This is a genomic window from Rhodococcus sp. IEGM1428 (assembly GCF_050321865.1).
Lineage (GTDB): Bacteria > Actinomycetota > Actinomycetes > Mycobacteriales > Mycobacteriaceae > Rhodococcoides.
Genome location: NZ_JBNQFW010000005.1, coordinates 1 through 15,012 on the forward strand (window position 1 = coordinate 1; position 15,012 = coordinate 15,012).

Genomic DNA, 15,012 nt, shown 5'->3' on the forward strand with positions numbered 1-15,012 from the left:
CCCCCCCACCCCCCCCCCCCCCCCCCCCCCCCCCCCCCCCCCCCCCCCCCCCCCCCCCCCCCCCCCCCCCCCCCCCCCCCCCCCCCCCCCCCCCCCCCCACTGCCGCAGGCACTCTCGGTCAGTTGAGGTCGGAGGCCCAGTCGTAGGTCTCGAGGAACGGGTCGGGTGCAATTGCTTCGGGCGACTCCCACACCGTGTAGATCAGTCCGTCGGGGCGGATCTCACCGATGCGGGCGGTCTTGGAGATGTGGTGGTTGTCGCCGTCGATGACGACGTCACCCTCGGGAGCGGCGAAGCTGACGCCGTTGGCCGCGGCCTGAATGTCGGCCACCGCAAAGGAATCGGCCTTCTCCACGGTGTTCTTCCACAGGTAGACCGACGTGTAGGCGGCTTCCATGGGATCCGAGGTGGGCTTGTCGGCACCGTACTTCGCCTTGTAGTCGGCGACGAATTTGGTGTTCTCCGGGGAGTCGACGGTCTGGTAGTAGTTCCAGGCGGTCAGCTGGCCCTCGATGTTCGCGGCTCCGATGCCCGCCACTTCCTCCTCGGCGATGGACACCGAGATGACCGGCATGTCAGCAGCTTTGAGGCCGGCGTTGGTGTACTCGCGGAAGAACGCGACGTTGGAGTCGCCGTTGAGGGTGTTGAACACCGCGTCGGCGTCGGCGGAGCGAACCTTGTTGACGATGGTGGAGAAGTCGGTCGAGCCGAGCGGGGTGTAGTCCTCGCCCTTGATCTCGATTCCGTTGGCCGCGGCGTAGGCCTTGATCTCGCGGTTGGCCGTCTGCGGGAAGACGTAGTCGCTACCGACCAGGTAGAGCGACTTGACGCCCTTCTCTTTCAGGTAGTCCAGGGCCGGAATGATCTGCTGGTTGGTGGTGGCACCGGTGTAGAAGATGTTCTTGGACGCCTCGAGGCCCTCGTACTGCACGGGGTAGTAGAGGAGAGCGTCGTTGTCCTCGAACACGGGCAGCATCGCCTTGCGCGACGACGAGGTCCAACCGCCGAAAACTGCTGCGACACAATCGCTGCTGATCAGCTTCTCGGCCTTCTCGGCGAACACGGTGGGCTCGGACGCGCCGTCCTCGGCGACGACCTCGATCTGCTTGCCGTTGACGCCGCCCGCTGCGTTGATCTGCTCGACGGCCAGCGCGATCGAATCACGCACCGTCACTTCGCTGATCGCCATGGTGCCGGACAGGGAGTTGAGCGAGCCCACCTTGATGGTGTCACCCGAGGTGTCCACACACGAGGTGGCGGTACTGCCGCCGCCGTCCGCGGAGGTGGTGTCGCTCGCCTTGCTGCCGCAGGCGGTGGCGACCAGGCTCAATGCAGCCAGAGCTGCGGGAACGACCATGACGCGCTTGACGGACATGCGCTTCGAGACAGCAGGCATCTACGGCCCTTTCGGAGTTTGTATACAGAGGTGTATTCGCGATTGCGAACAGTAAAGGGAAGTTATTGCGCCGGTATGTTGCGCGGTGACGAGTCTGTTTCCCGCGTTACGTCGACGTAAAAGCAGGCGAGTGACAATCATCCTTGACATTTTTTGACAAGCAGAGTTGACTTTTGGGTAATCCGTAGCCCAAAGAAAGGGTCGATCATGAGTGCATTCGTCACAGCAGCCCGATTCGTCGGAGACCTCGACGACGAGTTCTATGCCGACGAGCTGCAACGCGACATCTGGAACGAGGCCTCGGCCGTCGGATTTCAGTCTCTGCTGTGGATCGGACTGATCAGTGGCGCGGTCCTGCCCTACGCGGCGGGTGTCACCGGAGCGTGGATGGCGCTCGGCCTGTTCTTCGTGCTGATCTCCGTGTCCTTCGCGGTGTTGGGATACGCCAGGCAGCGAGGGATCGACATGTACGCCTCGCAGAAACTTCGACGCTCGCGGATAGCGTTCGCCGGACTGCTCTTCTTTCTCGCCGGTGCAGGAGCGGCGCTTCGCCTCCTGGCTCACTACGGAGGCGGCAATCTTCAGTCCTTGTGGATCGGGGCCGCGATCGGTGCGCCGGTGGGGCTCGCGGCTGGAGTGGTGGGTATCAAGAATCGGCGGCGTCGGGTGCAGGAGGCCGAGTGCGCCGCCGAGAGGGCCGAACTGCTCGGGTTCGACCCGAACAAGTGACGTCGATACTGTGAATCGTCCCTAGACCTGGGGTTACAGGGCGTAAGGATACGTAAAGGTATCGGTTTCGATCAGTCCGTTCGCAGATCTGCCGTCCGGGAGGTATGTTCTGTCCGATGACATCACGATCGTTCGGTGTCAGCGGCTGTTGCAGGGCTGGTCGGACGCGGGTTCGTAACGTGGCCGAGCGTGCGCCCGATGATAAGAGAGGCTCGGTTCGAGGCCGATGACGATGTGCACTACCAATCCGCCCTTCGTCGTGCCACGAAGTACCAACGAGACCACGTCGGACGTTCACCTCACGGTGGAGCACGCTAACAGGGAAGTCGAGGCCGTGCGCAGAGACAAGAGCTACCTCAGACTCGTTGGATCGAGCACGCCGCAGCCCACCATCGAGGTTCACGGCGGACCCAAGACCATCACCGTTCACGTCGACAACGTTCTGCCGGGTCAGATGTGCGAGATCCTGCACAACGGCATGCTGTCGCTGAGCCACCGCGTCACCGTCGGTGACAACATCTCGAGCATCGACATCACCACGTTCGCCCTCAAGCCGGGCGAATACAACGTGTCACTCCGTCTCGACGGACGGTTGGACTGCGTGACCGAGGCGCAGACCGTCGTCGTCGGCGAGCAGTTGGAAGTTCGACGCAGCTCGTAGGAGTTCCGAACGCCGACCGTCAGCCGCGATCGCGCGCCGACGGTTGGTGCTGGGTGATGCAGTGGATGCCACCGCCTCTCTCGAACAGTGGCCTCGCGTCCACGCTAACCACCTTTCTTCCCGGATAGGCGTCTCGCAATACCGCCGCTGCCTCACCGTCGGCCGGGTCGTCGTAGCTGCAGGCAATCACGCCGCCGTTGACGACGAGATGATTGATGTAGCTGTAGTCGACGAAGCCATCCGCATCCCGCAACGTCTGCGGAGCCGGCACCTCGACGATGTTCCAATCGTTACCCGAGCCACTGTGCGTGGCGCGCAGAGTGGCGATGATCAGCGCGCTGACCTCGTGATCGGGGTGAGCCCGGTCTCGTTGACTGTGCACCAGAACGGTTCCAGGAGACGGGATGGCCGCGACGATATCGACGTGGCCACGGGTGCCGAACCGCATGGAATCACGCGTCAATCCGCGTGGCAGCCAGATGACGTGCTGCGCACCGATGGTCCGCGCCAGCTCCGCCTCGATGTCGGCTTTCGTCAGGCCCGGATTGCGACCGGGATCGAGTTGCACGGTTTCGGTGACCAGTACCGTGCCCGCGCCGTCGACCGCAATGCCGCCGCCCTCGTTGACGATGGGTGACGTAATCCTCTGTACTGCAGCCTGATCGGCGACGAACTCGCCGATGCGGCTGTCCTTGTCCCACTGCGCCCAGTCCTGTGCGCCCCAGCCGTTGAAGACCCAGTCGACGGCAGCAACCGAACCGTCGCCCGCATGAACGAATGTCGGGCCGATGTCGCGCATCCATGCGTCGTTCAGCGGTGCCTCGACGATGTCGATATCGCGAGAGAGGTACGTCGCCGCCACCTCGCGCTCGGCCGGATCGACGACGACGGTCACCGGCTCGAACTCCGCTACCGCATGCGCGACGGCAGCCCAGGTGGAGCGGGCCTCGTGCTTGGCTTCCGGATCGTCGCCGAGGGAGTAGCCCTCGCACGGGAACGCCATCCATACCTTGTCCTGCGGTGCCGTCTCGGACGGCATCGTGTATTGCGTTGCGGCCGTGATCACTTGACCACCGGCGTCGCAGTATGTCCGTCGCCGTAGGGGGCGTCCGAGCGCACCGGCTCGGTCAGACGTGAGTAGGTGTCCGGTCTGCGGGTGAGTAGAAAAGGAAAGAGCTCCAACCATTCTCGACGCTGATCGAGGTCGAGATCCGCGACGAGCACGGCTGGTTCGTCGCGCGGTGCCTGTACCAGGATGCGGCCGTAGGGATCGGAGATGAACGACGATCCGTAGAACGTGATCTCGCCTTCGTCGCCGCACCGGTTGGGCACCACCATGAACAGGCCGTTGGAAATTCCGTGACCGACGATGACGTGCTGCCACAGCGGTTGGGTGTCGAACGCCGGGAACGACGGCTCGGACCCGATGGCCGTCGGATACGCGAGTATCTCGGCGCCGCCGAGTGCGTAGCTGCGTGCGACCTCGGGAAACCACTCGTCCCAGCAGGTGGGTAGACCCACCCGAGCACCACCGAGTTGCTCCGGCGAGTAGACGGGGTACGGGTCGTCGGCCGGGCCGGGGCGGAAGTAGGTGTCTTCGTAGTAGCCGGCCGAGATGGGGATGTGCAGCTTGCGGGTTCTGGCCAGTAGTTCGCCGGAGGGCGAGACCATGATGGAGGTGTTGAAGCCCAATCCGTCTGCCTCGGACTTCTCGTACAGCGAGGCATGAACCACGATGCCGTTGGCGGCGGCGGCCTCGGCGGCCAGGCCGAATGTGGGCCCGGTCGTCAGATCCTCGGCCGCGCTGCCGGGGTTCGCACCGGCGGGGGTGTCGGCCGGGTAGCGCAGCAGGGTGATCTCGGGCAGGAAGACGACCTGCGCCCCGAGGCCTGCGGCTGTTGAAATGGCATCGAGCAGTTCGCCTTTCGATGCGGCTGCATCGGGATTCCAGCGATGCTGCACCAGACCGACCCGCAGTGGCGGCCGATCGGTCGGGGTGGTCCGGGTCAGCGCCTCGGGAGGTGTGAGGTTCGTGAGGGTCAGCATGCCGATCTCCTGTTAAAACGAATGTGATTCGTTAAGTATCGTTGATGTCTGCCCCGAACGCAACGGATACGGGAGAAATGCTGTGGGAAGACCGTCGGCACCCCTTCTCGACGTCGATCGCATCACGACGGCGGCCCTGACTCTCGTCGAAGAGTCGGGTGGATTCACCATGCCTCAGCTGGCCAAGAAGCTGAAGGTCAGTCCGTCCTCGCTCTACAACCACGTGTCCGGACGTGACGAGATCATCGAGTTGCTGCGGGGTCGAGCGATGTCCGCGGTGGAGATGCCGGAGGCCGGTACGCCGTGGCGTGAGGCGCTCGCCTGGATCGCGCGCGGGTACCGAAACAGCTACGGGCGCTACCCACGGTTGATTCCACTGCTGACGGCTCAGGCCGTGAACAGCAGCGCTGCGTTCGGGATGTACAACACGTTGGCGCGGGTGCTGACAGATGCCGGCTTCCCGCCTGCCGACGTGCTCCGCATCATCACCGTGCTCGACAGTTTCGTGTTGGGTTCGGCCTTGGATCTGGCAGCTCCCGAAGCACCGTGGCTCAGTAGCCGCGACGTGGAACCGGAACTGAAAGCTGCACTGGACGCTGCGGGGGAACTGCACGAGCGGTCCGAGGATGCCTTCGAGTTCGGGCTGCAGGCTCTCCTGATGGGCCTCGAGCCGCGGTAGCGACGCCGCACCATTGTCGATGACAAGAAGGCTTGACATTTTCTGACAAGTCAGCTTGACTTTTGGTATGAACAACGCGCTGAAAACCAATGCGGTGCGTGAACACCGCAAAGCTGCGCGGCTGACCCAGGCGGAGCTCGGTAAAGCCTGCGGTGTTTCCCGGCAGAGCATCGTCTCCGTCGAAGGCGGCGACTACGCACCGAGCGTCTACCTGGCACTGAAGCTGGCCGGGGCACTGAACACCACTGTCGAAACATTGTTCGGAAACGAGGAGTGACATGAGCACATTCACCAAGACCATGCGAATCGTCGGCGATCTGGACGACGAATTCTACGACGACGAACGCCAGCGTGATGTGTGGAACGAAGCCTCCGCCATCGGTTTTCAACTGTTCCTCTGGGCTGGCCTCATCGGCGGTGCAATTCTGCCATGGGCGGCGAACACGACCGGAGCGTGGATTGCGCTCGGGATTCTCGTCGTCTCCACGCTGATCAGCTTCGCCACGATCGGTTATTCGGCGGTCCGCGGGGTGAACATCTACACCGCAGCAAAGGCCGGACGGCTCCGAGGGATCATTGTCGGTGTGATCGCGGCAGCCGGCTACGTCGGAGTCCTCGTCAGGCTGCAGCCGGACGTCTACTCGCAGGTGAGCTCGTGGGCAGGCGCAGCCGTGGGTGCGGTGGTCGGGGGCGGCGTCGTCGCACTGATCATCTGGCAGATGCGTAAGCGCAACGCGCGTTTCGAGGCCGAGGAAATCTGAGCAGCAGTCCTGGGTCGGTCGTCGACGGGTCGCGACTCATCGTCGAGGTCCGTCACGCGCTGCCCTCGTGTCGGCATCGTGGCCCGGTGTGCACGCACAGCTTGACCTTGACGCAACGTCAATGCAGATCATCGGAGCATGAGTCGCATCCGTCTTGCTGTTCCGCTGTACATCGGTGGCGCGTCGTTGTCGCTTTTCGGCAACTCGGCCATCACTATCGTCCTGCCCTGGTTGGTGCTGGCCACGACAGGAAGCCTGGCGTCGGCAGGTCTGATCGCTGCGGCAGCAGGCATCGCAGCGGTGCCGGCAACGTTCGCCGGTGGTCGACTGATCGACCGATTCGGGGCACGCAACGTGGCCGTCGTCTCCGATCTCGGTAGCGCGACTGCGGTATTCGGCCTGATCGTGGTGAGTGCGACGGTGGGGTTGTCGGTGCCATGGTTCGTGGTGCTCGGAGTGGCAGGCGCTGTCTTCGATGTGCCGGGGATGACGGCTCGTCAGGCGATGCTCGCCGACGTCGCGTCGATCTCGGGGACGTCGGTCACGGCGGTGGCCGGGTTCTTTCAGACCGGTTTCTCGCTGGCGTTCCTGGCCGGACCGGCTCTGGCGGGTCTGCTGTTGAGCATGCTGGATCCGATCGACGTCGTGGCCGTCACGGCCGCCTCGTCGGCGGCCGCTGCGGTGCTGACTGCGTTGGTTCCGGTTGTGGGGCAGGCGTTCGCGGCCGGTGCCGCGGGGTCGGGGAGTGCGCTGGACCTGATCCGTCGCACGCCCGCGCTGCGCGCGATGCTGCTGTTCGCGTTTCTCGCGAGTCTGGTCACCCCGCCGATGATCAGCCTGCTGCTGCCCGGTCACTTCAACGAGATCGGCGAACCCGGGCAGCTCGGCCTGGCCATGTCGGCGTACGCCGTCGGTGCCTTGGCGGGGTCGGCCTTGTTCGCTTTTGTGGCCGCCCGATCGCGACGGGCCACGTTCGTGACGGGAATGGCTGCGATGACGATCGGTATCTGGCTGTTCGCACAGCTGCAGGGGTTCTGGATCGTCGCGGCCGGGATGCTCGTGATGGGTCTCGGATCCGGGCTGTTCGGTCCGATCTGGAATGTCTACGTGGCCGAACAGGTCCCCGCAGACGTTCGGGGGCGCGTCCTCGGCTGGCTGAACATGAGCGGGCTCGTGGCCGGTCCGATGGGGTTGGGACTGATGTCGGTGGTGCTCCTCGGCGGCGATCTCGGTCTCGGGGCCGTCGTGATGGGAGTCGGATGGACCGCGGTCGCTGCCTATGCAGTGCTGAGCCCGGGTGCGCGTGAGCTGACCGAACCGGTGCCGCAGTCTGCCGAAGTGGACGGTTGATCGGCAAGAATGGTCGCCATGCTGCGTATCGGTGAGCTGGCTTCCTATGTGGGAGTGACGACCCGAACCGTGCGGTTCTACCACCAGCAGGGGCTGTTGGACGAGCCGCAGCGCGACACGTCGGGTTACCGTCTCTACGACGGGGAGGCCGTGCTGCGGCTGTCACGTGTTGTTGCTCTTGCCTCGGCCGGTGTGCCACTGGCGCGCGTCCACGAGCTGCTCGACGCCTCGCAGGAAACACTCGACCTCGCCTTGATCGAGATCCACGCCGACCTGAGCAACAGGATCGAACGTCTGGAGAAGGATCGCGACAGACTCGGGCTGTTGCGTGCAGGCGACGCGCTGGTCCTTCCCGATGTCATCGTCGGCCTGATCGAGCACCTGCGTGAGGCGGGCATCGACTCCGGAGTGGTCGATCACTATCGCGACGCCTGGGTACTGACGTATGCCGTCTACCGGTCCAGGCTCGATCCCTGGCTGGAAACGGTAGGCGGCGGCATGCTCGGAGACCCGGGCTATCTGGCACTCATGGTGCGCTCTTTTCGAGCAGCCGAGCTCGAACCCGAGGACCCACGGATCCAGGAGCTCGCGGACGACACGGTCGAATGGATGATCGACACCTGGGCCAGTGACGCCCGCGAGTGGTCGTTCCAGCGCGGTCTCGACGACCCTGCGGCCAACGCACTGCTCGCGGAGCAGTGGGCCGACCGGCCTGCCTGGGTACGCGTCACCGAGCTGATCATGCAAGGCCTGCAGGAGCGCGGCGTCGAGCATTCCCCACCCTGACGAAAGCCAGGGGGATCGTCAGTCCTCGACGATCAGTGACGGAGTGTCGCGGCGGAGAATGTCGCCCTTGAAGAACTCCGGCTTGCGCAGTGCCACCACCAACATGATGACGATGCCGAGAACGATGATCCCCACGCCGATGAGGAAGACCATCCCGATGCCGAACAGTGATGAGCCGCTGCCGAACTCGGGATCCCACGCATCGACCGAGGTCTGCACGAACACCACGGCCATCCCGACCCCGCCGAGTAGCGGCGCGAGGAACTTGAAGAACACGTTGCGGGTGCTGGTGAACAATTCCTCGCGGAAGTACCAGACGCAGGCGAACGCCGTGATGCCGTAGTAGAAGCAGATCATCAGTCCGAGTGCGGCGATGGTGTCGGTGAGTACGTTGTCGCTCACCACTCGCATCACGGCGTAGAAGCCGGCCGACGCGCCGCCCGCCACCAGCGTCGCGAAGCCCGGAGTGCTGAATCGCGGTGTGATGGAAGCGAACCGCTTCGGCAGTGCCTGATAGTGGCCCATTGCCAGCAGAGTGCGCGCCGGTGAGATGAACGTGGCTTGCAACGAACTGGCCGAGCTGCTCAGCACGGCGAGCGAGAGCAGAACCGCGAACGGTCCCATCACCGGCCCGGCGAGAGCCGCGAACACGTTGTCGGTGGTGTCGGGATTCTGCAGTCCGTTCCCGGTGTCCCCGGTGCCGGCGAACAGCAGCGTGGCGACCGCGGTGAGCAGGTACAACACGATGATGAAGAACACCGTCACCAGAGCGGCGCGGCCGGGAATCTTTGCGCTACCGGACGTTTCCTCGTTGACCGTCAAACAGACGTCCCAGCCCCAGTACATGAAGATCGACAGCGACAGGCCGGCCGTGAATGCGGAGAAGCTCGGAATGCCGAACGGATCGAACCAATCCAGGCTGAACGAGATGTCGTCGGCCCCGTCGCCTGCCCCGACCTTGGCGAACGCGGCGACGATGAACCACGCCATCACCAGTAACTGGAAGCCGAGCATCGTGTATTGAACGCGCTTTGTCTCCTGCATACCGCGATAACACAGCCACGCCGACAGCGCCATGAACACCAGGCAGGTGAAGATGTTGACGAGCTTGTTGCCGGTGAGGTCGGCCACCGAATCGTTGCTGGTGACCTGCGCGAGAAAGAGATAGAAGAAGTCGACGGCCACCCCGGCGAGGTTGGAGAGCACGATGATGGTGGCCGCGATCAGACCCCACCCGCCCATCCAGCCGACGTAGGGGCCGAAGGCCTTGGATGCCCACGTGAAGGACGTGCCGCTGTCGGGTTCGGCCGCGTTGAGCTCTCGATAGCCCAACGCCACCAGCAACATCGGGATGAAGCCCACGATGAAGATCGCCGGCAGGTGCACCCCGACCTCGGTGACCGTCGGCCCGAGCGATGCCGTCAATGCGTACGCGGGTGCGATGGTCGAAATGCCCAGCACGACACTCGCGAGCAGCCCGAGCTGGCCGGCCGACAGGCCCTTGGACTCGACGTCCACTACCTTGTGCTCATTCATCGCCGGCCTCTCTCGGAACAACGATCATCGGAACGGGGACGACCCGAAGCATCTTGGCGGCAACCGATCCCAGGAAGAGTCGGTGAGGCTGCGCGAGTCGAGACGAGCCCACCATCAACACGTCACCGCCGTGCCAGTCCAGGGAGGAGGCGGCCTTCTCGATGCCGGAACCCTCGGCCACCGTCAACTGCACCTCCGAACCGTCGGGCAGTCCGGCTTGTACGGTGCGCAGCACGTCCTCGGCCCTGGCGAGACCTCCTGGCCCCGGTGCCGATCGCTCATCTGCGGAAACGAGGGAGAGCAGGCGCAGTGGCAACTCGGCGGTGGCAGAGAGGTCGGTGGCCGCCTCGACGAGTTCGGCTGCCCCCGGACGATTTCCGATGGCGCAGGTGATCTCGCGAATGCGCTGCGGGGGAGAGTGCCGATACCCGCGTGGAGCCAGCGCGAGGGGCACGTGCGCGACGTGCAACAAATCGCTGGTGACGGTGCCGATCGAGTGGCGTCCGAGCAGACCGTCACCGGCCGCGCCGACGACGATCATGTAGGCGTCACACTCGTCCACACAGTCGAGCAGGCCCTGTGCGAACGACTCGTCGAACAGCAGGTGAGTACGAGCCTCGACGTCCTCGGGCACCAATTTCAGTGCCTCGTCCAGCCACTCGGTGGCCTGGTCGATCAAGATGTCGTCGTAGGCCGCCTCGACCGGTGCCTTGGACGGCACCGGACGCTCCTGAGGCAGCACCAGACAGATGTCCAGCGAGGCCTGCAGCGAACGCGCGAGCGTAGCGCCCAGGGCAATTCCGTCCGCGCCACTCGGTGTTGCCTGGTACCCCACGATCAGACGCATGGGCGGACCTTCCCTGAGTTCGGGCGAGCTAATGACAGGTGCTACCGGGATCGGTATGGCACGACTTCTGCTCCGACGCCACGACGTCGAGCGAGGGATTGCGATCGAAGAACCCGAACGGCTTGAGCCAGAACGAGACCGTGTCCGCGGGCATCACCGGCCAGTCCTCCGGGCGAGTGACGTGGTGGATCCCGAAGGTGTACCAGACGACGACATCGGTGTTCTCTATGCTGCGATCCTTTTCGGTCCACTCCGGCAGGCCGTGATCGATACCGCTCTGGTTGACGAATTCACCACTGGGCCAACGCTCGTCGGGCGAGTTGGGGGTGACCCACACGGTGTGGCCGATCACCTGGGCGCGCTGGAAGATCGGCGACGCCGGATCGAACATCGAGGGGATCGCTGCGCCCGGTACCAACTTGTAGGCGGGACGGGTGCCGAGACCGTTGGTGACGTTGTCGTTGACGACCTTCCATGCCTTCTGGGTGTTCCAGTCGTAATCCTGCTTGCCCTCGGACTCGGTGGTCAGGGGAGTGTTGACCTGAGTGAGTGCGAGGCCGTACGGATTGTCGGGGCCCATCGGAACCCGTTGCGTCTCACTGGCATACACGGTGTTCTCGGTGCCGTCGATGTCCAGATCGAGCCGGGCGACGAGAAAGTGCTGGTGATACGGCGCGTACGTACGGTTGTCGACCAGCGTGCCCGACGGGTGCGTGCCACCCTCGTCGAAGTGCGTGACGACCATGATGCCCGTTGCGCGCACCTCGCACTCGATGTTGCCGTCCTGGTAGAACCGCCAATAGACGAGGTACTCGTAGTTGGCGACCGTTGCGTGGAAGCTGACCGTGAGCCGGCGCATACGCCGTACCTCGGCTCCGGCGTCGTGATCGACGTGCTTCCACAGCACGGCGTTGTCTTCCTCGTGGATGCAGATCGCGTTGGTGATCGTGTACGGCTCACCCTTGCTGTTGTGCAGCACCGCGTCGAGGTAGCGGATCTCGCCGAGGCAGTCGCAACCGAGCTCGAGCGAGGTGGTCATGAAACCCAGGCCCCACTCGCCGATGTCGAACGCGGTGCGCCGATAGTGATCCTCGGTGTGATCGCGATAGGGAACGACCATCTCCGCGAACGACATTCGATTCGCAACGGAGCGCACATTTCCGTTGTCGTTGTAGCTGACGGCATGCAGTGTCATGCCCTCGCGGTAGTTGAACCCCACGCGCAGCGACCAGTTCTGCCACGTCAACTTGTTGCCGTCGAGCTCGAACGAAGGCCCGTCGGATTGAGTGATCTCGAGGGGCTTCAGCGGCGGACGCGTGCTGGCGTTCCTGATCCGCTCCGGGATGTGGCGAGGGACGTACTCGCCCATGATCTCCGGCCGCTCGACGCGATACGTGTCCTCGATCTCGAGCAATTCCATCGTGTTCACGTCGATGACGCAGTGGAACCCACCGACCGGTCCGGCGTAGGGATTGGCACCCGCCGCGGCCTTCACCCAGGTATCCGACCAGCCGAGGCGTCGACCCTTGTACTTCTCGGGCGTCACCGCCTCGCCGTAGGTCCAGGTGTCCATGAACACCAGATCCAGATCGGTGATGCCTCTATCGGCAAGGGCGGCAATCACATCGGGGTGGGCGCGTAGGGCCTCGTCGGCCTCCTCCCACTCGTCGACGGTGAAGTTGGGCTGAACATCGGGGATGTGCGTCCACGATTCGGTGGTGCGATCGTCCAGCGACACCACGGCCTTGAAGGTCGTGTTCTCGTTGCGGTTCAGCACCACTGACACCGCCCGACGTGCAGGCACGGTCCCGTCCGCGTCGAACGCAGCGATCTCGGGCTTGGCCGGTTCGATCATTTCGATGGAGGCGTAACGCCAACCGTCGCCGACGCCGTGATCGCGGCCGAGAATCTCGGCTACGGTGGCGAATTCGTCGCTGGACAGGGGATCGAGGGGATGAGAGGTCATGCGATGGTCTCCGTCGAGCTCATGACGTGCTTGATGCGGGTGTAGTCCTCGACACCGTAGGCAGAGAGATCCTTGCCGTAGCCGGAGTACTTGAATCCGCCGTGCGGCATTTCCGCGACCAACGGGATGTGGCAGTTGACCCAGACGGCACCGAAGTCCAGAGCTGCCGAGATGCGCAGTGTGCGTGCGTGATCGGATGTCCAGACGCTCGATGCGAGGCCGAAGTCGACGTCGTTGGCGAGCGCGATCGCCTCGGCCTCGTCGGTGAACTTCTGCACCGTGAGCACCGGGCCGAACGTCTCCTCCTGCACGATGGGATCGGACTGCTGCACGCCCGTGATGATGGTGGGCTCGAAGAAGAAACCCTTGTCGCCGATGCGCTTGCCGCCGGTGACGATGGTGGCATGTGCGCCGATGCCGTCGACCTTGGCGCTGACCTGACCGAAGTGGTTGACGTTGTTCAGTGGCCCGAGGAAGGTATCGAGGTCGTCGGGGAGGCCGACTTTCAGTGTCTTCGCCTTGGCCACAAGGGCATCGACGAGGGTGTCGTGTACCGATTCGTGCACCAGGACGCGGGTGACGGCCGTGCAGTCCTGACCGGCGTTGAAGAACGCGGCCTCGGCGATGCCGTCGGCTGCCTTGGCGATGTCGACGTCGTCGAAGACGATCGCCGGTGCCTTCCCGCCGAGTTCGAGGTGCGCGCGCTTGAGCTGCTTGGCTGCGGCCACTGCCACCGCGATGCCGGCGCGCACGGATCCGGTGATCGACACCAGTCCGGGAGTCTTGTGCTCGACGATTGTCGCACCGGTGCCGCCGTTGCCGAGGACGACGTTGAGCACGCCGTCAGGAACGATGCCCTTCGAGAGCTTGGCCAGCACCAACGTGCTCTCGGGGGTGGTGTCACTGGGCTTGAGCACGATCGTGTTGCCGGCGGCCAGAGCGGGCCCGATCTTCCAGATCGCCATCATGAACGGGTAGTTCCACGGGGTCACCTGGCCGACGACGCCGATCGGTTCGCGGCGCACGTACGAGGTGAAGCCATCCATGTATTCGCCCGCGGACTTGCCTTCGAGCATCCGGGCGGCGCCGGCGAAGAATCGGAGCTGATCCGCGCCGACCGTCACCTCTTCGGCGGCGATGGTGGCCTTGGGCTGGCCGGTGTTGCGGCTCTGCGCTTCGACGATCTCGTCGCTGTGCGCCTCGATGGCGTCGGCAAGCTTCAGCAACACCTTCTGTCGCTCACTCGGCGTCGTTTTGCCCCAGGTCTCGAATGCGCTGGCGGCAGCCGACATTGCGGCCTCGACGTCGGCCGCGTCGGAGATGGGGGAATGGGCGACGACCGTCTCGTCCACCGGGCTGATCACCTCGAGCATCTCGGTGCCCGAGGGCGTGACGAACGCCCCGTCGATGTAGTTCTGCAGGACAGGCACCGTCATCTCACAACCCCTAGCGTCGTCACTCCACCAATATTTCGGTTCTGCAAAGCCTGCACCTACGGACGAGACTTCGCCACCCGACAACATGTCCAACATCCGCCGAAGGATCAGGACGAAATGTCACGGTTGTCGGCAAGCGCTCTGACGCCGGCGATGTACGTCTCGAGACCGAGCTTCTCGAACGCCGGACGGGAGGTGGGATCGCCGAGATGGTGGGCCGAGGCCAGGATGTGTGGGAACTCTTCGGGATCGAGTGATTTCATCGTCGACGCCACCTCCCGCTCGACGTGTGCCCGACGCTCTGGCTCGACCTCGACACCGGTGAACAAGGGCTCGGTGATGAGCGAGATGGCGACCCGGACGCCATGGCGGGCGAGTTGGGTGGCGTCGGGAAGGGGGAAGCCGGCCTCGCCAAGAGCTTTCAGTGCCAACTCCATGGCCTCCCTACTGTTGGGGGAAAACAACATTCGAGGAACAACGATGTCGGCTGCGCCCGGGTGGGCTCGCAAGGCGCGCATGAAGTCCTCGAGCACGGTGCGTAGCTGCTGCCACCACGGGGCGGCGGGATCAACGGTGAGCTCGAGGTCCTGGCAGACGCGGTCGCCCATGGCATCGAGTAGCTCGTCCTTGTTCTTGACATGCCAGTAGATCGCCATGGGGGAGACGCCGAGTTCGGTCGCGATCTTGCGGATGGTGAGCGAGTCCAATCCGTGGCGATATGCGACGTCGAGAGCGGCGTCGACGACGGCAGTCCTGCTCAGGCGCGGCATCGATCGAACTATACAGGTGTACGAGTCGGTGCTAGCGTGACTTGTACT

15 protein-coding genes are annotated in these 15,012 nt (G+C 64.2%); 7 read left to right on the top strand and 8 right to left on the bottom strand.

The genetic code is table 11. The features are described from left to right. Positions 1-119: 119 nt before the first annotated feature. The gene (urtA, locus tag ACQR3T_RS21085; RefSeq protein ID WP_428694733.1) at positions 120-1,397 is read right to left on the bottom strand and encodes an urea ABC transporter substrate-binding protein; all 1,278 of its coding nucleotides are present in this window, start codon (positions 1,395-1,397) and stop codon (positions 120-122) included. Positions 1,398-1,604: 207 nt separating this feature from the next. On the opposite strand from urtA, the gene ACQR3T_RS21090 reads away from it, so the two are divergent. After that, positions 1,605-2,126, top strand: a complete 522-nt coding sequence (locus ACQR3T_RS21090) for a hypothetical protein (RefSeq protein ID WP_032380318.1) — start codon at positions 1,605-1,607, stop codon at positions 2,124-2,126. A 226-nt stretch (positions 2,127-2,352) separates the two neighbouring features. Next, positions 2,353-2,787 carry a hypothetical protein gene (locus tag ACQR3T_RS21095; RefSeq protein WP_052064868.1) on the top strand — a complete coding sequence of 145 codons (435 nt, stop codon included), beginning with the start codon at positions 2,353-2,355 and terminating at the stop codon, positions 2,785-2,787. 19 nt (positions 2,788-2,806) lie between these two features. On the opposite strand, the gene ACQR3T_RS21100 is transcribed toward ACQR3T_RS21095, so the two are convergent. Together ACQR3T_RS21100 and ACQR3T_RS21105 are read right to left on the bottom strand one after the other, a co-directional pair. Then, positions 2,807-3,826 carry an agmatine deiminase family protein gene (locus ACQR3T_RS21100; RefSeq protein WP_428694962.1) on the bottom strand — a complete coding sequence of 340 codons (1,020 nt, stop codon included), beginning with the start codon at positions 3,824-3,826 and terminating at the stop codon, positions 2,807-2,809. A gap of 23 nt (positions 3,827-3,849) precedes the next feature. Next, positions 3,850-4,833, bottom strand: coding sequence for a nitrilase-related carbon-nitrogen hydrolase (locus tag ACQR3T_RS21105; RefSeq protein WP_032380319.1), 984 nt, complete (start codon positions 4,831-4,833; stop codon positions 3,850-3,852). Positions 4,834-4,915: 82 nt separating this feature from the next. Between ACQR3T_RS21105 and ACQR3T_RS21110 the strand changes: the two genes are divergently transcribed. From ACQR3T_RS21110 to ACQR3T_RS21130, 5 genes are all read left to right on the top strand, one after another. Beyond that, complete coding sequence (locus tag ACQR3T_RS21110; protein WP_428694734.1) at positions 4,916-5,512, top strand: TetR/AcrR family transcriptional regulator C-terminal domain-containing protein; 597 nt, start codon at positions 4,916-4,918, stop codon at positions 5,510-5,512. A 67-nt stretch (positions 5,513-5,579) separates the two neighbouring features. Then, complete coding sequence (locus ACQR3T_RS21115; RefSeq protein WP_032380321.1) at positions 5,580-5,789, top strand: helix-turn-helix transcriptional regulator; 210 nt, start codon at positions 5,580-5,582, stop codon at positions 5,787-5,789. A 1-nt stretch (position 5,790) separates the two neighbouring features. Beyond that, positions 5,791-6,273 (top strand): hypothetical protein, encoded by a 483-nt coding sequence (locus ACQR3T_RS21120; protein WP_032380322.1) that lies wholly within the window; start codon positions 5,791-5,793, stop codon positions 6,271-6,273. Positions 6,274-6,411: 138 nt separating this feature from the next. Then, positions 6,412-7,623, top strand: a complete 1,212-nt coding sequence (locus ACQR3T_RS21125) for an MFS transporter (protein ID WP_428694735.1) — start codon at positions 6,412-6,414, stop codon at positions 7,621-7,623. 18 nt (positions 7,624-7,641) lie between these two features. Then, complete coding sequence (locus ACQR3T_RS21130) at positions 7,642-8,409, top strand: MerR family transcriptional regulator (protein ID WP_196249206.1); 768 nt, start codon at positions 7,642-7,644, stop codon at positions 8,407-8,409. An 18-nt stretch (positions 8,410-8,427) separates the two neighbouring features. Here the strand turns inward: ACQR3T_RS21130 and ACQR3T_RS21135 are convergent, their stop codons facing one another. The 5 genes from ACQR3T_RS21135 to ACQR3T_RS21155 all read right to left on the bottom strand — a co-directional run bounded on the left by ACQR3T_RS21135 (position 8,428) and on the right by ACQR3T_RS21155 (position 14,964). Beyond that, a complete protein-coding gene (locus ACQR3T_RS21135) occupies positions 8,428-9,945 on the bottom strand; it encodes an APC family permease (RefSeq protein ID WP_428694736.1) in 1,518 nt (505 codons plus the stop codon). Further along, entirely contained in the window at positions 9,938-10,792 is an 855-nt protein-coding gene (locus ACQR3T_RS21140; protein WP_428694737.1) for a universal stress protein, read from the bottom strand. The genes ACQR3T_RS21135 and ACQR3T_RS21140 overlap by 8 nt, the downstream gene beginning before the upstream one ends. Before the next feature lie 28 nt (positions 10,793-10,820). Next, positions 10,821-12,758: a primary-amine oxidase gene (locus ACQR3T_RS21145; protein WP_428694738.1), complete on the bottom strand. Its 1,938-nt coding sequence runs from the start codon at positions 12,756-12,758 to the stop codon at positions 10,821-10,823. Next, complete coding sequence (locus tag ACQR3T_RS21150) at positions 12,755-14,194, bottom strand: gamma-aminobutyraldehyde dehydrogenase (protein WP_428694739.1); 1,440 nt, start codon at positions 14,192-14,194, stop codon at positions 12,755-12,757. The genes ACQR3T_RS21145 and ACQR3T_RS21150 overlap by 4 nt, the downstream gene beginning before the upstream one ends. A 107-nt stretch (positions 14,195-14,301) precedes the next feature. Beyond that, on the bottom strand, positions 14,302-14,964 hold the full coding sequence (locus tag ACQR3T_RS21155) for a TetR family transcriptional regulator (protein WP_428694740.1): 663 nt from the start codon (positions 14,962-14,964) through the stop codon (positions 14,302-14,304). Between the last annotated feature and the right edge of the window lie 48 nt (positions 14,965-15,012).